The following is a 16,664-nucleotide window of genomic DNA, read 5'->3' as shown; positions in this document are numbered from 1 at the left end:
AACGCCGTTCGAGGACGGCGCATTCACTGAAGCACTTTTCTCAACATGGAGTTTAGTCATGCCAACTGTCATCTCAGAAGGAACCGTCAGTGTTCGTCGCCGCCCAGTAGACTGGCTGGCGGGCGCACTCGTGATCATCGGCGCGCTGAATTGGGGCCTCGTCGGGCTCATGAAACTGGACCTCGTCGCGGCCATTTTCGGCGCGGAATCTCCGGGCGCACGCATCGTTTACATACTCGTGGACTTGCAGCGGTGTATTCGTTGATCCGGGCTTTCATGCCGGCGCGCGAGCATCACCTTGTGCATCATTGAACGGCGCGCCGCGAGGGTCATTGGACGCGCGGCACACCTCTCCAGAGGCGACGCTTATCGCGCGGTGCACAGGTGGGCCTTGACCTGGGTGGGCGCGTGATCACGTTGAACGCCAGTTGCGGCGCGAAATTCGACCGCGTCCTGCCTGAAGGCGAGCCGTACGTGGAGCCGCCATACTGCGAGTGGCCGAGTTCATCGCCCGTTGCGCCCGCTGGCCGGCCAGCGCCTCGACCTGGCACCGATCCTGATCACCGCCTGCGCCCACCACCGCCTGATTTACGTGAGTCATTCGGCTGCTGTGCTCCTCCCCTATGGTTCGACATCTAAATGGTGGGTACCATGCGTCAAGCATCTCTTGGTCACGCAACGCAACCGGTCATTCATGCGCTGTTATCGTAGATCCATCGTCCGCAACCTTCGACGCTCGCTGCTCGCCCATCCCGCGGCGGCAGAACGTCCGTTTGGGCCGGTCGCGATGAGCTACGATGAGCGTCAGTTTGGCTGAACCGTGACTGAGTCTCATCGACCCGCCGCAGTCGTTCGGTACCCCGCAAGCGGGAGGGTTGGTATTGGGATAATTCCGGCCACTTGCGCACCAGCGTCAGGCGCTCGCCATTTATATCCTCTTCCACTCAGGCGGATAGCAAGGCGGGCGCGAACTCGGTCGCAAGGCATCCCTCGACGAACGCGGCAAACTGACGTGCCTTGCTGCTTGCCATGCGCCCGGTCGGGTAGAGCGCGGACAAAGCGATCGTGGGCAGTTTCCAGTCGTCCATGACGGCCACGACCGCACCCGACTTCAGTTCCGGCGAGAACGCCCATTCTGACGCGACTGCCAATCCAAGGTCCGAAAACACCGCGGCGCGCAGCCCTTCCGTCGCGGAGATCTTGACGCGGCTTTGCAGTTTGATCGATTGCTCGACCGTCTCCTTTCGGAAGGTCCAGTCTTCGCCACCCTCAAGATCGCGCGTATAGACGACGGCGCGATGCCCGATTAGGTCCGCGGGCGTCGACGGCGTGCCGTGCTTCGCGAAGTACGCCGCAGTTGCAAGCACACGGCGTCGCGCTACACCGATGCGCCGCGCAGTCATATTCGAATCGGCGAGGTCACCCATCCGGAGCGCGAGATCAATGCCTTCTTCGATCAGATCGATATTGCGGTCATCGAGTACGAGGTCGATCTCGAGATCGGGATGCTGAGTCAGAAACTCAGGCAACCTCGGCACGACGTGCAGGCGTGCAAAACAAACGGCCGCCGAAACGCGAAGCCGGCCCGTGAGCCCTGCGGCCGTTCCGCGAGCAGCCAGCACGGCCTCACCTGATTCTTCGACTGCACGTTTCGCGCGCGCGTAGAAGTTTTGCCCGGCCTCCGTCGGTGTCAGTGCGCGCGTGGAACGCAGCAGCAATTTGACGCCGAGCCACTCTTCGAGTTGCGCAACGGCCTTGGACACGGCGGGCTGGCCGATATTGAAATGTCTTGCCGCCGCGGAAAAAGAGCCGGTGTCGACGACGCGGACATAGATTTCAAACGCCGCAAGGCGGTCCATGGGGATGCTCCTGAGTCTGACAGCAGATTAAGTGCTGACAGCGTACCTTACACGTCGGCGCGCGTCTGGACTGACCCTTCGCCTCAAAGCACCCCTGCGCAGGAAAATCGAGGCTTCGATCAGGTCAGATCAGTTCACGTACAGCCGTTTGACGAAGCGGCACCTGGGGCGCGCTGGACTGCAGCAACGACACAACGGTCAACGGCGGGATTCCACGAACCGCAAGCATCGCGCTTGCGCTCATTCGATTCGAACTTCGATTCGGCTCCGACGCGAAGCATCCCGAAGGCGCCATTTATCCCAATCTGAGAGTATGCCTATGCATGGACGGCCCTGCTCCGCCCTTGCGAAAGCCACTGATTGAAACCGGCGAACGGTGATTCTTGCATTGGTGGCCGGCGTCCTGCTGCTGCCCGACGTGACTGCGACCAGCAAGACGCTGTTTATCGTCGTGCTCGGCTGGGTGCCGTCGCCTTCGGCAATGTACCCGCCTTGCAAGTCTATGTCGTCAAGCAAGCCAGGCGTTTCGCACCCCATTCTGTCAACGTCGCATCGGGAATGAACATCGCCGCGTTCAATCTCGGCGTGGCCGGTGGTGCATGGACAGGCGGCGCGATCGTCAGCCATCTGGGCTCATGCATGCGCGCTGGATCGCATCGCTCGCCGTACTGTGCGCCTTGTGTTTGACCTGGGTCAGCGGCCGGATCGACGGGCGCGATGCTCGCCTCTTCTCGGATTCGAGCTGACTTATCCAGATCGGGCATAGGCCCTATTCCCATAGGGGCCTATTTCGTGCGGGCCGGAATCTCTACATTCGATCTCAACGCAACGCGTGACGCACCGGTCCCTTCGGTGCGCAACCCACTCTCAAAGGAATCGTCATGGCTAAGCTGTTCACATCCACAAAGGTCGGTGCCTATGACCTCAACCATCGCGTCGTTCTCGCTCCAATGACCCGCCTGCGCACCATCCAGCCGGGCGACATTCCAAGCCCGATGATGGCCGACTTCTATGGCCAGCGTGCTTCCGAAGGCGGACTTGTAATCATCGAAGCCGCAAGCATCTCTGAACACGCACGTTCCTATCTTGGCGCTGCGAGCATTTTCCATGACGGTCAGGATGCCGGTTGGAAGGCCATTGCAGATGCGGTCCACGCCAAGGGCGGTCTCGCATTCCTGCAGCTGATTCACGGCGGTCGTCAGAGCCACGTAGAAGTCAACGGCGGCAGCGCCCCAGTCGCGCCTTCAGCCGTGCCGTTCGAAGGCGTCGCATTGACCCGGGACGGCTTTGTGCCGGTGTCGCCGCATCGCGCCCTCGAAGTGGAAGAAATTGCGGGCATCGTAGAAGACTTCCGTCAGGCTGCGCGGCGCGCAAAGCGAGCCGGCTTTGGCGGCGTCGAGCTGCACGGCGCAAACGGCTATCTCGTCGACCAGTTCATCCAGGACGGCACGAATCAACGCACCGACGAATACGGCGGTCCGGTCGAGAACCGCGTGCGCTTCTTGCGCGAAGCGCTCGAAGCACTGATCTCGGTCTATGGCGCAGACCGCGTCGGGGTGCGGATCTCGCCGTCGGGCGAATGGGGCGGCATCTCGGACAGCGACCCGGTCGCGACCTTCAGCCATGTGGCGAAGGTGCTCGACGCGTACAAGATCGCATACCTTCATGTGATCGAACCACGTATCAAGGGCGATGACACTTTGCATCACGGCCAACCGGTGGTGGCGGCTGCGTATCTGCGCCCGCACTTCTCGGGTCCGATCATCGCTGCAGGGGGCTTTGATCGCGCGAGTGCCGTTGACGCTGTGAACTCGGGCGTCGCCGACCTCGTCGCCTTTGGACGCCACTTCTCGTCGAACCCGGACTTGCCGCAACGCCTCGCACACGATCTGCCACTGACGCCATATGTCCGCGCCGCTTTCTGGGGTGGCGGCGAAGCCCAGTACTCGGACTTCCTGACGTATGACGCGCAACAAGCGGCGCTTCGCAACGCTGAAGATGAAGAAAGCGCCGAGGCTGTTTGACCACCAGACCTTGGAGGCCAGCGTGACGCGATCGAGGCGCCACGGCTCGAGACGAGCCGGTCGCGCCATCTCAGGCCCCCGATGTCGCGCAAGCGCCGCCGGGGCCGTCTGGCGAACGCAAGCGCCGTCATCGCCGCAGGGTTGCTGGACAGGAGGAATATCGACGATGGGACACGACCTCGAAATACTGCAAGCTGACGCTGACGCTGACGCTGACGCGGCGGCGGAGCTCGCGATGACCGCCGCTTCGAACGCCGTGACTCGAGCGTTGCATGCGGGCGCCCAGGCGCCGTCGTTCGTGTTGCCCGACAAGCAAGGCAACAAGGTCGCACTCGATCACTTGCTGAGTTCGGCGCCCGTTGTGATCCACTTCTTGCGCGGATCATGGTGCACATTTGGCGAGGAGAGCCTTGCGCATTTTGCCGCGATGCACGCGCATATTGCTTTGACGGGAGCGAAGGCCGTCGCGATCGCCCCGCCGGATGCTTCGCCGCGCGAGGCCAGCCGACTGCCTGTCACGGAGCTTGTCGACCGGAATTTGCGAACGACCCGCGCTTTTGGTCTGACGTTCGATCTGCCCGAGGCACTGCGAAGCCGCTATCTTGACCTTGGGTATACGCCTCCAAAGCTCGGAGAGTCAGACCGCTTTCTAGTGCCGGTTCCAGCGACCTATCTTATCAACGAAGCCGGCGTGGTCGTGTTCGCGCATGTCGATTTCGACTATCGAAATGCACTGGACGGCGAATTGCTGATCCGAGTGCTCCACAAACTGCATACGCGTCGCAATACGCAGTCAGGCGTCGATTGAAACGGTCGCACGCATGTCGACCGATGTACTGCCAAAGTCCACCGTGTATCCCACCACGAATGCGAGCGTATGTCTCGACCATGTGACAGCTACGTATACGAACCTCCCCAAAATCCCGTATTCGTCCAGCGTCTAACGTCGTGCAGCCATGCTTGGCAAGCATGAAGCCAAGCCCAGAAAGTCGTTCTCGTCGATATGCTAAACCGCTAACCTGACTGCAGGAGATAGAGCGTCTTGCCTACTGGAAGACGCTCAGGTCTTCCACGCACTTTCCTATTCGCTGCGCATTGAGCGATGAAGCTCACGCACAACGGGAAGCGAAACTCTGGGGACGGTGTATCTCGCATCAATCAACTTTATCGGAGCTGCAAATGAACCAATCCGTAGTCCTTATCACTGGCGCCCTCACGGGTATTGGACGCGCAACCGCTTTTGCGTTCGCCCGTGCGGGCGCTCGCCTTGTCGTGTCGGGCCGTCGCTCTGCACAAGGTGAGGCACTCGAGGCCGAACTGCGCGAACTCGGCGCGGAAGCATTCTTCGTACAGGCTGACGTACGCCGCGACGAAGACGTGCGTCGCCTGGTCGATGAAACCGTTGCCCGCTTCGGCCGGCTCGACGTCGCGGTCAACAACGCGGGCACGGAAGGCCGGCCTGGGCCGGTGGTCGAGCAGACCGCCGAGAGCTACGCCGATACTTTCGATACCAACGTTCTTGGAACCCTGCTGAGTCTCAAGCACGAATTGCGCGTGATGAGCGCGCAGCAACGCGGCAGCATCATCAATATCTCTTCGACCTATGGTCACGAAGGCGCGGCGTTCGCTTCCGTGTATGCGGGCAGCAAGCACGCCGTGGAAGGCATTACGAAATCCGCCGCGCTCGAGGCTGCATCGGCGGGCGTGCGAGTCAATGCCGTCGCGCCCGGCCCCACCGACACGGGCATGCTGGACCGCTTCACGCGCACGCCGGAGAACAAGGCCGCGCTTGCCGCAACGGTTCCGCTCGCGCGAATCGGCAAGCCTGGCGACATCGCAGCAGCAGTGCTCTACCTGGCAAATGACAGTGCGGCGTTCGTCACCGGGCAGATTCTCACCGTCGATGGTGGGAAGACAGCGGGTTGAACGCTCGGCACATATTCGCACTCCGGCTTTGCCGGCGAAATGCATGTTATGGACACACCACCAATGAACACCGATCTCACGCTTTTTGAATCCAAGGCCTCTCCCAACTCTCGCAGGGTGCGTATCTTTCTTGCCGAGAAAGGCATCGAATTTCCAACGAAAGCGGTGGACCTCGGCGCGAAGGAGCAGTTCTCTGAGGCCTACGTCGCGATCAATCCTCGCCGGCAGGTCCCCACGCTCGTGCTGCGAGACGGTACCGCGATCGGCGAAGTTCCTGCAATCTGGCGCTACATCGAAGAAGCCTGCCCCGAAACGCCCACGTTGCTAGGCACGACGCCAACGACGAAGGCGCTCGTCACGATGTGGGAACGCCGTGCCGAACTGGATGGCTTTTCCGCCGTCATGGAGGGCGTCCGCAATGCCGTTGCCGGGCTGAAAGGCCGGGCGCTGTCCGGTCCGCATGCATATGAGCAGATTCCTGAGATCGTGGAGCGCAGCAAGTTGCGCGTCGCGAACTTCTTTGCGGATTTCAACGACCGCCTCAAGACAGTGCCGTTCGTCGCGGGCGATGCATTCTCGGTTGCGGACGTCACGACGCTCGTAACGATCGACTTCGCCGCTGGCGGCATGAAGCTCGGCATTCCCGCGGGATTCGATGCGCTACAGGCGTGGTATGACAAGGTCTCGGCCCGCCCATCGTCCAAGGCATGAGCAAGAGGCCGTCGTAGCAATACGATAGATGCCGCGCGCTCATTGTCCGCGCGCGCGGCTTCGGTGATTGCCCCGGTGCAGGTGAGCGCCGCGTCCACGTCCACAATGCGACCGCCTTCTCCGCACTGCCGCGTCGCGGGAAAGATGGCTTCTAGCGCGGCTTTCGCGGCAAATTCCGCGCACGGCCGCTTCCCGGCCAGTGACAGGGGTAATCGATGCAGGCAGCTGCGAGCCAGGAAGAGCCGGCCGGGCCGCTCTCGTAGCAGACGGCTCATCCGGTTTCGCCGCCTCGGGGAGCAGTTCCGCGGTGAACTGGTAGCCGCGCTTCGTCACCGTGCGTATGGCCGCCCCATCGTCTCCGCGCCCGGCGAAGCGCGGAAACCTGAGCTTCGACGGTCTTGTCTTCGACGACTCGGTCGTGCCACGCGCTTGCGAGAAATCGCCCTTGCTCAGAACGGAGCCGCGCGATTCCACCAAAAGCAGGAGCAGGTCGAACGCGCGGTCGCCGATCGCGACTCTGATTCCTCGGCGCACCACCTCCCGGCGGCGTGGCGCGACCAAGGTCGACCCGAAGGCGGAGTCATCGTGATGCTGCGTGAACCCGTCCATTCGGGCCTCCTCGTGACAAGGCAAAACAACCGGGGTCGACCTTGAAACCGGTACGCCTGCGATGGCATTTAGCGGCAGAAAAGAGCGAGCGGGGTGACCGGCTCAGCGCGCATCCGATTGTAGCGCCGGCCCGCGACGGAACGATGGCGCCTGCTACCTCCGTACAAGCACCACACCGTGGCTAGTAGTCCAGCCGCGCGCGATGCCACCGGCATTTGCCGGCTACTATTAGCGCGGCGGGCATCGGCTTGCGTCAGCACGTTTAAGCTAGTTTCAGCGCGTGGAAGACCGCACGCCGCAACCCTCACAGTTTCGATCCGCCATCGACGCGCAGTGTATCGCCCGTCACCCAGCGGGCTGCATCGGATGCGAGGAAAACCGCAGCTCCGGCGATGTCGTCGGGCTGGGCGACCCGCTTGAGCGCCTGAATGCCGAGCGTGAAGTCGCGGCCCGTAGCGGTCTTCGCGAAATTCGACATATCGGTTTCGACGACGCCCGGCGCGATGGCGTTGACGCGAATGCCGCGCTCACCGAGCGTGGACGCGAAGTGCCGCACGAGCGTATCGATCGCGCCCTTGGTCGCCGCGTAGGCCGAGAGGTTGTCGACGGCGCTGCGTGCCGCGAGCGACGACAGCAAGACGACGCTGCTGCCTTCGCCGAACATCGGCAGCAGTTGCTGCACGAGGAAGTACGGCGCGCGTACGTTGACCGCGAAAAGGTCATCGAAATCTTCGACGCTCGTCTCTTCGATGCTCGCCGCTTTCGAGATGCCCGCGTTCACGACGAGCACGTCCAGCCGGTCGCCGGCCAGCGCGCGAACCCGTTTCGCAAGCGCGTGCGGGCCATCCGCGGCGCGCAGATCGGCCGACACCTTGTCGGCCCGGCCGCCCGTGGCGCGAATAGCTTCGACGACCGCGTCGGCGGCGTCTTCGGCACGGCCGAAATGAACGAGCACGCGCGCGCCGGCCTTTGCCAACGCCAGCGCGATCGCCCGGCCGATACCGCGAGAAGCGCCTGTGACGAGCGCGGTTTTTCCGGTGAGAGTGGTCATGTCATTCTCCTGAGACTATGCGAGGAAAGGCGCCAGCGAGTGGGTTCAGGCGTGCGCCGGTTCCGAGAGAAATTGCGCGACGTGTGCGACGAAACGCTCGGGATACTGATACAGCGAGCCGTGATTGGCATCGGGATAGATAATCAGTTGGGCATCGGGGATGTGCTGCTGAAGAATCCACGAATTGATGGAATAGATGATCACGTCGTTGTCGCCGTTTACGACGAGCGTCGGTTGCGCAATGTCCTTCAGATACGCATACGGGTTCTCGCGCGCGGCACCCCATTTGGCGAGCGCGGCGAGTTGCGCGGGCGCGACCTTGTCGTTCGATTCCGGATCGCGATTTTCCCGGCGCAGACGAAACCGTTCAAGGAACGCTCGCCCCGCAGCCTGACTCGCGGCGGACGGCGCGAAGTGCACGCGCAGCCAGAGATGGTCGGGCTCGTCGTAGCTCAAGCTGAAAATTTCCTGTGCCTCCGGCGTGAGCGACGCCATGCCTTCGCCGCTGCGCGGACCGGTGCCGACGAGAATCAGCCGGCGCACGAGTCGCGGTCTTGTAATCGCGAGTTGCTGCGCGATGAGACCGCCCATCGAAAAACCGAGCACATCGACTTGTTTCAGTTCGAGCGCATCTATGAAGGCCGCCGCATTCGCCGCCATTTCCTCGATCGATTCAGGCACCGCGCCGGAAGTGCTGGAAACGCCCGCGTTATTGAACAGGATCACTTCCCGGCTCTGGGCGAGACCATCGGTGACGGCCGGGTCCCAGTGATCCATTGTGCCGTTGAAGTGAATGTTCATGACAAGCGGCACGCCTTGCGGATCGCCGAAACGACGGTACGCAAAACGGATGCCGTTCGCTTCCACGTATTGCGTTGGTGCGCTCTGGTGAGTATGGCGAGTCATGGCTGTGATCCTTGAAGTTCGGAGGGAAAGTGCGGGGCTCATATCTGTGACGTAGGGCCATTCGTCGATGCATTGCCTGCTGACGATCAAGGTATGCGCCTCTGCCTCGCTTGAGAACGACTTTCTGGGCAGTACGCCATGCACTACAGGCATGGCCCGCGCGAACGCCGCGGCGCGCGCCGTCGATTCGAAAACTTGTCGCCGAAAATCGGCAGTCAGCTGACGGACTGTGACGCGGCGGCCTCGTCCTGCAATTCGGCTTCGGCGCCGAGCGAACGGAGGTCACCGGCGAGTTGCACCCCGGCATCGGTACGGCGGCCGGAAACCATTACGCGGGCTTTTTCCCTCGCAAAATGCAATGGCCGTCGCGCGACCGATACCGGACAGCGCGCCGGTTACGAGAACCGCGCGAACGTTATTCTTTTCAGTGTCCTGATTGAATAGGAGCGGCAGCGGGTACTTCCGCAATCGAGTCCACGCGTTCCGGATAGAACGCGAGATGATCCCGTATCGCTTCCACAGCTTCATACGGGTCCTCGTACGTCCAGGCGGCGTTCGTCGCTTGCTCGCCTGCGGAGGGGATCGAGTAGTAGGCGCAGTCGCCTTTGTACGGGCAATACGTCGCGTGGCTGGTGCGTTCGAGCCGCGTCATGTCGACGTCCTTCCTTGGGATGTACAGCACGGCGGGATAGCGAGCTTCGCGCAACGTCAAGGCGTCGCTCGTATCGGCGATGACCGCGCCGCCTGCCGTGATCACCACTTGCGAGGCGTTACGTTCGATGGTGATGGGATGGCTGGCATCCGGGACTTTGATGGTTCTGGACATGACGGTACTCCTTTTACAAGTGAGCCTTCGGGTAGTCGGTTTGGTTCCGGGGGGCACGCGCATTCAACTGCCAGCAGCGGCTTCAGTAGCGGCGCGCGCGGGCCGGCCGAACAACATGATGCTCAGCATCGCGAGCACGCCTAATGCAGAGCCGGAGTACATCGCATCGAACAGGCCATAGTGATCGACGATCAGGCCGCCCGCGAGGGAGCCGAGCGCGATCGATATCTGAAAGACCGCGACGAACAGCGCCATGCCGCCCTCACGCATGTCGGGCGTGGCTCGCGCCATCCACATCTGCAACGCGACCGGCATTGCACCATAGGACACGCCCCACAGCGCGAGCGCCGCGATGGCCGATATCCGATGGATGCCAATCGCGGGCAGCGCCGCGACCGGGAGCGCGATGAAGAGGATCGTGGCGAGCAGCGTCGTGCGCACGTCGCGCTGTGCGCCCGCGCCGCCGAAGAAGTTGCCGAACAGGCCGATCAGCGTGTAGCCGAGCAGCAGCGAAGAGATTGTCTTGCCGTCGAAGCCCGAGACCGTTGCGAGGAACGGCGTCACATACGTGTACGTGGCGAACTGGCCGCAGAGGGCGAGCGTCATCGCCGCGAGGCCGGCGCGTCCAAAGCGCGTCGCCAGAATGCCCAGCAAGTCGCGACCTCTGATGCGCTGTACCACGCGAAGCTCGGGAAGCGCCGCGAACTGGATAAGCAGCGCGACGACGGACATCGCCAGCGCGGCTCCGAATGCGGCTCGCCAGCCGGCCAGTTCGCCGATCAGCGCGCCCGCAGGACCTCCGATCAGCATGCCGAGCGACACGCCTGCGAAAATCAACGAGGTTGCGCGCCCGACATGCCGCTCGGCCACGAGCCGCGCGCCGAGGCCCGCGCCGATGGCCCAGAATCCGCCGATACCGATACCGAACAATGCTCGCGCAAGAACAAGCACGAGGAAATTCGGCGCAAGCATGGCGACCAGGTTCGATGCCACGAGAATCATTCCCAAACCCTGCAGCACGCGGCGGCGATCGACGCGCCGCACCGCGACCGTCACCGCCGGCGCGGCAATGGCCGCCAGCAGGCCGGGCGCGCTGACCATCATGCCCGCCGCGCCTTCATTGACGGCAAGTCCGTGGCTGATATATCGCAGGAGCCCGACCGGAAGAAATTCAGTCGTGCAGAAGACGGTCGCGCTCAACGCAACCGAAAGGACGGCGAGCCACGCTGGTGCCTGCGTGGATCGACTGTTTTCGTTTCGATTCATGATTCTTATCCTTTTGGGTGGGACGGATATTGACGGTTCCTCTCAGCGCCCGGCGCGTTCACGTTCGCTTACGCGCACGATCTCGCCCGTGATCCAGCGCGCCGCGTCCGATGCCAAAAAGCTGATGATGCTGCCGACGTCATCGCCCCTGCTCTCACGCGCGTGGTCCGCCAACGCTGGCGTCGTCGTCCTCGCGTGAGCGTAACCTTCCGCCACGCCGTTGACGCGAATGCCGCGTCCGCCGAGAGCGAAGGCGAAGTGCCTGACCAGGGTTTCCATCGCGCCGCGGATCGCCGCGTCGACTGCGTGAAGTCCGCTCCCAGCCTCATGCGCCGGCAGCAAAAGAAACGTGACGTTGCTCCTCATGCACATGATGGGAAGCAACTGCTGAATGAGAAATAACGTAGCGCGGATGTCGAGCGCGAGCCGCTGATCGAATTCCTCGACGGACAGTTCGTCGGCGACGTCGCTCACCGACATGCCGGCGTTCGCGACAAGGATGTCGAGCCGCTCGCCCACAATCGCGCGGATCTGCCGTGCGAGCCGGTATGGGCCTTCGCGCGTTGACAGGTCGGCGGCGATCGCGCCGCATCGGCTCCCGATGCCGCGGATCTCGCGCACGACGCTCTCGGTTTCGCTTGCGCCGCGACCGTCGTGAACGATGACCTGCGCCCCGGCTCGCGCCAACGCCAGCGCGGCAGCCCGGCCGCTGCCGCGCGAAGCGCCCGTGACGACGGCGGTCTTTCCTGCGAGGGCATTCATGTCGTTTCCTTTTCGGCCTGCCTTTCCGATGGAGACGCACAGGATCGCGCCCCTGATGGAAACGAAAGATAATCGGGGCTTGCCGCCGCGAGAAAGACTTTATAAGCTGGCCCCCATACCTCACGGGCATGGACACGCACATGGAACTTCGCCACTTGCGGTACTTCATCGGCGTAGCAGAAGAGGGCAGCCTGACGGTGGCGGCCGAAAAACGGCTCCATACATCGCAGCCTTCACTGAGCAGACAGATTCGCGACCTCGAATATGAGGTCGGCGTTCAACTGCTGGTGCGCAGCGCGCGTGGCGTCGAACTGACCGATGCCGGCCGGGCATTCCTCGACCACGCGAGGCTCGCGCTGGCGCAAGTGAACGCAGCACGCGAGGCCGCGCGCCGCGCGGCGCGGCCCACCAAACCGGTCTTCGCGGTCGGGTTCCTGAGCGGGCAGGAAGTCGTCTGGCTCGCGGAAGCGACTCGCGCGCTGGCGGGCGATCTGCAGAACATTGACTTGACGGTATCGAGCGAGCACTCGCCCGATCTCGCGGAGGGATTGTCGATGGGACGGCTGGATATTGCCTTCATGCGTGCCGAGCCCGGCCAGCCGGCGCTGGAGTATGTGACCGTCGCGCGCGAGCCGTTCATCGTCGTGATGCCGAGCGACCATCGTCTTACGGCGCACAAGAAGGTAGACGTTCGTGAACTTGCTGGCGAGCTTTTCATCGGCGGATCGGAAGTCGCCGGTCCCATGCGTAGGGCCATCGAGCAATATCTCGCCGATAACGGCCTCGATATCGAACCGGCGCATCGCGTTCACAACCTGACGATGGCGTTGTCGCTGATCGCATCGACGCGCGGCGTCGCGTTGTTGCCGTCCTACGCGGAGAATTTCCTTCCCTGGTCGGTCACGAGCCGGCCGTTGAAGGGCGAAGCGCCGACGATCGATCTCGTCGTCGGCTACAACAGGACCAATCGTTCGCCGATCGTCGAGCTATTTCTTTCGCGGATCGATTCGATTCAAAAGTGACTTGGAAGAGACGTTTGGACCTCGCCTGGCACATCTGCCGACCGTTGACCGAAGCTTAAGGTCGAGCGGACGGTTGAGTGCTCCGTCACCCAACTTGCGCAGAGACTGCTATTGGCCGATATCGCCTCATCCAACGACCAGTCGACTCTTGACGTTGACGGCTTGCGTCACACGCCTTCGACAAGAACGGCGCGATCTAGCGCACCGGAACCGGTGCTGTGCAACCTCTTGTTAGGCCGGGCTTTCATACCACGTACGCGCGGCGTCGGTACACGGGAACTCCGCGATAACGACGCCCTCCGGCGCGTGGGCGATACGCGTCAGAACGATGAATTCCCCGGTGCGTTCCTGCTGGTCCGGCAGCCGTTTCGTCGTCGCCTTCGTTGCGCCGGGGCCGCTCCCGCTATCGACGGCGAGCGGCGTCTGCGTCGGCATGAACCAAGCGTCCGCTCGACGCGGCGACTCCGGGTCCTGCACTCGTCCCTCGCAATGCTGCGTTGACTCTTCGTCGAAGCCACTCGTCGAGAGCGCCTATGTCTACGACTGGCTTAAGGAACGCAGTCACGCCCAGTTCGCGCAGACGTTCAGCCTGGTCAACAAAGCCGGTCAGCATCAACAGCGGCAACTCGGGCTGGCTCTGCTGAAGATATTCGGCGAGATCGATCCCGGTCATATGGCCAGGCATTTGTACGTCCGAGATCACTGCGTCGAAGGCGTGCGGAGGCTGCAGCAGCCCGTACGCTTCATCCGCAGTCGATGCAAGCGATACTTCGTATCCGAGCGCAGAAAACATCGCTGCCTGCGCGTCGGCGACCATTTCGTCGTCTTCAACAACGAGCAGGTTGATGCTTTCGAACGGCTTGTCGGGCATCGGACTGTCGGCGGAACGACTTTCTTCTTGGGTGCTGCGACATCGGGCACGAGGCAGAAACAAGCTAACGACTGTGCCGCCTCCAGCAGCGGCAGCGATACTGCAATGTCCCCCCGACAACTCACAGAATGCCTGTACCTGAGACAGCCCTAGCCCGGTACCTTGCCCTGGCGGCTTGGTCGAAAAGAAAGGCTCGAACGCCCGTTTCGCCGTTGAGGGATCAATGCCCTTGCCGTTGTCGGTCAACGCAATTCTCACGAACCCTGTTCCTGACGGCGAGCCGAGCTCGTTCTCCGATTGGCCGACATTCGCCATTTCGAGAAGCAGCCGACCCCGTCCTGCCATGGCATCGCGGGCGTTAATTGCGATATTAAGAAGCGCTAGCTCGAACTCTGCCCGGTCAACGTGGATGTTCCAAAGTCCCTGTTCGACTTGGAGTACGACCACGACTCCTTCTCCAAGTGCCGAGCGCAGTAGCGCAATAGTGCTAGATGAGTCAGCGAGGTCGACCGTCTCAGGCCGTACCGGTTGCTTGCGCGAGACCGACAGTAACCGTCTGGTAAGGCGTTGTCCTCGTTGCACCGTATCGACGATTCCCTTCGTTGCGCTGCTGCCGCCTTTGGGATTAGTCCGGGCCTCAGCATGGGCGTACCCCAGGATCGCCATAAGGAGGTTATTGAAGTCGTGCGCCACGAGGGCAACCATGTTGCCAAGCGTCTCAAGTCGTTGACTTTCCCTTGCGGCCGATTCAACCGACGAACGCATGGCCGATTGTTCTTCCGCCAGCCGCCACAGTCGTTCCTCACGTCCGAGTCGTCTGAGTGAGAAGATCAACAACAAGAGCAGCGCCGCTGACGGCACGGCCGTGGCTAGGGCCACCCTCAAAAACTGTGCGAACCACGCTGATCGAAGCGAACTGATCGCGATACCCGCGGTGACGAAGGCGTCGTAATTCCCCACGCGCCTGAACGCCAAAACCTTTTCCTCGCCGTCAACGCTCGACACCATCCTTACCATGCCAGCATCGCGACCACTGGCAAGCAGCCGGTAGAAGGGAGTATCCCTCGAAATCCGTTCTGGTCGGGCAGCCGCACGGGGCGCCCAGCCAAGCACCGCACCGTCGCCACGGATCAAGCCAAAGGTGATTGGGTTGTCATCCGCTAGCTGACTATAGAAATTCTCGAAGTACGCCGCTGACATGGAGATCGACACAACTCCGGCGAACGTTCCGTCGGCCCGGACGTCACCTTTCATGACGTTGAACGTTGCATTGCCGGTCACTCGCCCCTTCAACGGGCCGGATACATACAGCTTGGTCGGGTTCGCGCTTGCGTCACGGAAGTCAGCGCGATCGACAATGCTTAGATCGGGCGTCGGATAGGCAATACTCGTCGCAGCTAGTCGTCCTTCGGCCGTCCAGACCGACAATGCGTCGACCTGCGAATAGCCGTTCACTAGGCGCCTGAGGTAATCGTAGAGACCTCGGTTACGCTCGTCACGAACGAAGGCGTCGCGGCTGTCCTCCTGCAGCGTGTCGAGGACTCGCGCGGCCAGGGCACTGTCTATGTCGAATACCTTTTGCGCGTGTTCCTCGGCAATGTACGTGGAACGCTCAGTCGTATCGCGCGCAGCGAGCAAGCGATCCTGCCAGTCTTCCCACCCAACAACAGCGAGGAAAAACCATGGACCAATGACAGTCAACGCGAGTGCAGACATCAACACCTTGCGCGTGAGGCGAAAATGAGACCTGGCGATTAGGTCGGTCTCTTCTTGGGAACCCTGTAGTGTCTGTCGTCGTGGCATTTGAGAGCCCGCTCGACGAAGGGCGCGAGAAGGCCCGTCATTCTATACGGTAGCCCTCATTCCATTCGCCCACTGACCGCCTTTCCGTGGCGCACGCTTGATGGCTGGCACCACCAAGCCGCTTGACGACTCAGGCGCCGCCAGCCGCTTCGTCGCTCACTTGGTTGACGGGGCAGTTCCGCTTATTGGCTCAGACGGTCACTTAGTAAAGCGGCTTGAAGGGCGGCTTGATGCCGAATACCAGCCATGCGGGCGTCATGGCGACGTGCAAAACGAATGTCCCTTCATGGCTGACTGTCGCCCCTCGTCGCACCGCGGAAAGCCGAAAAGAGGGACGGCCCGTGGCTAGCGGTGCTGAACTAAGGGACCATTTCACTCGTCGGCCAAGACGTATCTGCGGCGTGCGTCGCTGAGCACCGCAGTCACTATGGTGATTTCTTCCACCGTGCCGGTCAGGACATCGAGGAAGTGCCAGTTTTGCCCGTCATGGGTTGGCGGTGTCAAACGCACGGGCAGGCCGACACGGTAAGTCGGGCCCAAGCCAGCCTCTTCGAGTTTCATGTTAATTGCTTTTTGAATTTCCGCGGCTGAGCAGGTCACCTTGGTCATAGATCATTCTCCGGAAGCGTTTGAGGATGCCCGACACCATGGATTCGGTGCCGGCTGTGGGCGAAAGGTTTCTACGTGCCCCGTGATTGATGCACGACTTCCCGACGAGTTGGCACATTCTTGCCTGCTCTCACGCCGTCCAGCCGCGCTTGGCGAAGACTTTCCGCCGGTGGCAGAAAGGCGCACTTTCTGGGCCACGTTCGTCGATCGCGACGTCGAAATGAGAAAGACCGCATTTCTCCGGCTTTCCTGCGACAGGTTTGCAGTTGCGTCCCCTGCCAGCTGGCAGCCCGTTCTCGATGGCCAACGGCCGTTTCGTCACGTCGGCGAGCGGTCGAGAAGTACCGGGTCAAGGCGACAAGAAGCCGTTTTCTGAGCTTTGCTTCGCCGCACTGGCACATACGTCCGGTTCGAAGCGG

15 protein-coding genes are annotated in these 16,664 nt (G+C 62.1%); 6 read left to right on the top strand and 9 right to left on the bottom strand.

Translation table 11 applies throughout. From position 1 onward, the window contains the following. Nucleotides 1-58: 58 nt before the first annotated feature. Complete coding sequence (locus NCR37_RS25715) at nt 59-265, top strand: DUF378 domain-containing protein (RefSeq protein WP_250475638.1); 207 nt, start codon at nt 59-61, stop codon at nt 263-265. A 679-nt stretch (nt 266-944) separates the two neighbouring features. Here the strand turns inward: NCR37_RS25715 and NCR37_RS25710 are convergent. After that, the gene (locus NCR37_RS25710) at nt 945-1,859 is read right to left on the bottom strand and encodes a LysR family transcriptional regulator (protein ID WP_250475637.1); all 915 of its coding nucleotides are present in this window, start codon (nt 1,857-1,859) and stop codon (nt 945-947) included. An 881-nt stretch (nt 1,860-2,740) separates the two neighbouring features. Between NCR37_RS25710 and NCR37_RS25705 the strand changes: the two genes are divergently transcribed. The 4 genes from NCR37_RS25705 to NCR37_RS25690 all read left to right on the top strand — a co-directional run bounded on the left by NCR37_RS25705 (nt 2,741) and on the right by NCR37_RS25690 (nt 6,520). Then, nucleotides 2,741-3,883 (top strand): alkene reductase, encoded by a 1,143-nt coding sequence (locus NCR37_RS25705; protein WP_250475636.1) that lies wholly within the window; start codon nt 2,741-2,743, stop codon nt 3,881-3,883. A gap of 166 nt (nt 3,884-4,049) precedes the next feature. Beyond that, nucleotides 4,050-4,691: a redoxin domain-containing protein gene (locus tag NCR37_RS25700; protein ID WP_250475635.1), complete on the top strand. Its 642-nt coding sequence runs from the start codon at nt 4,050-4,052 to the stop codon at nt 4,689-4,691. A gap of 371 nt (nt 4,692-5,062) precedes the next feature. Further along, a complete protein-coding gene (locus NCR37_RS25695) occupies nt 5,063-5,809 on the top strand; it encodes an SDR family NAD(P)-dependent oxidoreductase (protein ID WP_250475634.1) in 747 nt (248 codons plus the stop codon). A 63-nt stretch (nt 5,810-5,872) separates the two neighbouring features. Beyond that, nucleotides 5,873-6,520 (top strand): glutathione S-transferase, encoded by a 648-nt coding sequence (locus NCR37_RS25690; RefSeq protein WP_250475633.1) that lies wholly within the window; start codon nt 5,873-5,875, stop codon nt 6,518-6,520. A 913-nt stretch (nt 6,521-7,433) separates the two neighbouring features. On the opposite strand, the gene NCR37_RS25685 is transcribed toward NCR37_RS25690, so the two are convergent. The 5 genes from NCR37_RS25685 to NCR37_RS25665 all read right to left on the bottom strand — a co-directional run bounded on the left by NCR37_RS25685 (nt 7,434) and on the right by NCR37_RS25665 (nt 11,940). Further along, nucleotides 7,434-8,180 (bottom strand): SDR family NAD(P)-dependent oxidoreductase, encoded by a 747-nt coding sequence (locus NCR37_RS25685; RefSeq protein ID WP_250475632.1) that lies wholly within the window; start codon nt 8,178-8,180, stop codon nt 7,434-7,436. A gap of 45 nt (nt 8,181-8,225) precedes the next feature. Further along, nucleotides 8,226-9,086 (bottom strand): alpha/beta fold hydrolase, encoded by an 861-nt coding sequence (locus NCR37_RS25680; protein WP_250475631.1) that lies wholly within the window; start codon nt 9,084-9,086, stop codon nt 8,226-8,228. A gap of 424 nt (nt 9,087-9,510) precedes the next feature. Continuing rightward, entirely contained in the window at nt 9,511-9,912 is a 402-nt protein-coding gene (locus NCR37_RS25675; RefSeq protein ID WP_250475630.1) for a DUF427 domain-containing protein, read from the bottom strand. Between the two features lie 63 nt (nt 9,913-9,975). After that, nucleotides 9,976-11,178 carry an MFS transporter gene (locus NCR37_RS25670; RefSeq protein ID WP_250475629.1) on the bottom strand — a complete coding sequence of 401 codons (1,203 nt, stop codon included), beginning with the start codon at nt 11,176-11,178 and terminating at the stop codon, nt 9,976-9,978. Nucleotides 11,179-11,220: 42 nt separating this feature from the next. Next, nucleotides 11,221-11,940, bottom strand: coding sequence for an SDR family NAD(P)-dependent oxidoreductase (locus NCR37_RS25665; protein WP_250475628.1), 720 nt, complete (start codon nt 11,938-11,940; stop codon nt 11,221-11,223). A gap of 140 nt (nt 11,941-12,080) precedes the next feature. Between NCR37_RS25665 and NCR37_RS25660 the strand changes: the two genes are divergently transcribed. Beyond that, nucleotides 12,081-12,962: a LysR family transcriptional regulator gene (locus NCR37_RS25660; RefSeq protein WP_250475627.1), complete on the top strand. Its 882-nt coding sequence runs from the start codon at nt 12,081-12,083 to the stop codon at nt 12,960-12,962. Nucleotides 12,963-13,193: 231 nt separating this feature from the next. Here NCR37_RS25660 and NCR37_RS25655 read toward each other — a convergent pair whose 3' ends face one another. From NCR37_RS25655 to NCR37_RS25645, 3 genes are all read right to left on the bottom strand, one after another. Further along, nucleotides 13,194-13,397, bottom strand: a complete 204-nt coding sequence (locus NCR37_RS25655) for a DUF1330 domain-containing protein (RefSeq protein ID WP_250475626.1) — start codon at nt 13,395-13,397, stop codon at nt 13,194-13,196. Next, nucleotides 13,366-15,549, bottom strand: a complete 2,184-nt coding sequence (locus NCR37_RS25650; protein WP_250475625.1) for a hybrid sensor histidine kinase/response regulator family protein — start codon at nt 15,547-15,549, stop codon at nt 13,366-13,368. Before NCR37_RS25650 ends, NCR37_RS25655 begins: the two co-directional genes overlap by 32 nt. Nucleotides 15,550-16,008: 459 nt before the next feature. Next, the gene (locus tag NCR37_RS25645) at nt 16,009-16,245 is read right to left on the bottom strand and encodes a hypothetical protein (protein ID WP_250475624.1); all 237 of its coding nucleotides are present in this window, start codon (nt 16,243-16,245) and stop codon (nt 16,009-16,011) included. Nucleotides 16,246-16,664 lie beyond the last annotated feature (419 nt).

Origin of the sequence: Caballeronia sp. GAFFF1 (assembly GCF_023630705.1) — a bacterium.
Taxonomy (GTDB): Bacteria; Pseudomonadota; Gammaproteobacteria; order Burkholderiales; family Burkholderiaceae; genus Caballeronia.
Note: the sequence above shows the minus strand (reverse complement) of the source record. Positions and strands in the feature narration are given on the sequence as shown.

What these genes read in the sequence shown, in the direction of transcription:
- NCR37_RS25680 (WP_250475631.1), bottom strand. Translation starts at nt 9,086, where the DNA reads ATGACTCGCCATACTCACCAGAGCGCACCAACGCAATACGTGGAAGCG.
- NCR37_RS25665 (WP_250475628.1), bottom strand. Translation starts at nt 11,940, where the DNA reads ATGAATGCCCTCGCAGGAAAGACCGCCGTCGTCACGGGCGCTTCGCGC.
- NCR37_RS25655 (WP_250475626.1), bottom strand. Translation starts at nt 13,397, where the DNA reads ATGCCGACGCAGACGCCGCTCGCCGTCGATAGCGGGAGCGGCCCCGGC.
- NCR37_RS25650 (WP_250475625.1), bottom strand. Translation starts at nt 15,549, where the DNA reads ATGTCTGCACTCGCGTTGACTGTCATTGGTCCATGGTTTTTCCTCGCT.
- NCR37_RS25685 (WP_250475632.1), bottom strand. Translation starts at nt 8,180, where the DNA reads ATGACCACTCTCACCGGAAAAACCGCGCTCGTCACAGGCGCTTCTCGC.
- NCR37_RS25690 (WP_250475633.1), top strand. Translation starts at nt 5,873, where the DNA reads ATGAACACCGATCTCACGCTTTTTGAATCCAAGGCCTCTCCCAACTCT.
- NCR37_RS25705 (WP_250475636.1), top strand. Translation starts at nt 2,741, where the DNA reads ATGGCTAAGCTGTTCACATCCACAAAGGTCGGTGCCTATGACCTCAAC.
- NCR37_RS25645 (WP_250475624.1), bottom strand. Translation starts at nt 16,245, where the DNA reads ATGACCAAGGTGACCTGCTCAGCCGCGGAAATTCAAAAAGCAATTAAC.
- NCR37_RS25715 (WP_250475638.1), top strand. Translation starts at nt 59, where the DNA reads ATGCCAACTGTCATCTCAGAAGGAACCGTCAGTGTTCGTCGCCGCCCA.
- NCR37_RS25670 (WP_250475629.1), bottom strand. Translation starts at nt 11,178, where the DNA reads ATGAATCGAAACGAAAACAGTCGATCCACGCAGGCACCAGCGTGGCTC.
- NCR37_RS25700 (WP_250475635.1), top strand. Translation starts at nt 4,050, where the DNA reads ATGGGACACGACCTCGAAATACTGCAAGCTGACGCTGACGCTGACGCT.
- NCR37_RS25710 (WP_250475637.1), bottom strand. Translation starts at nt 1,859, where the DNA reads ATGGACCGCCTTGCGGCGTTTGAAATCTATGTCCGCGTCGTCGACACC.
- NCR37_RS25660 (WP_250475627.1), top strand. Translation starts at nt 12,081, where the DNA reads ATGGAACTTCGCCACTTGCGGTACTTCATCGGCGTAGCAGAAGAGGGC.
- NCR37_RS25695 (WP_250475634.1), top strand. Translation starts at nt 5,063, where the DNA reads ATGAACCAATCCGTAGTCCTTATCACTGGCGCCCTCACGGGTATTGGA.
- NCR37_RS25675 (WP_250475630.1), bottom strand. Translation starts at nt 9,912, where the DNA reads ATGTCCAGAACCATCAAAGTCCCGGATGCCAGCCATCCCATCACCATC.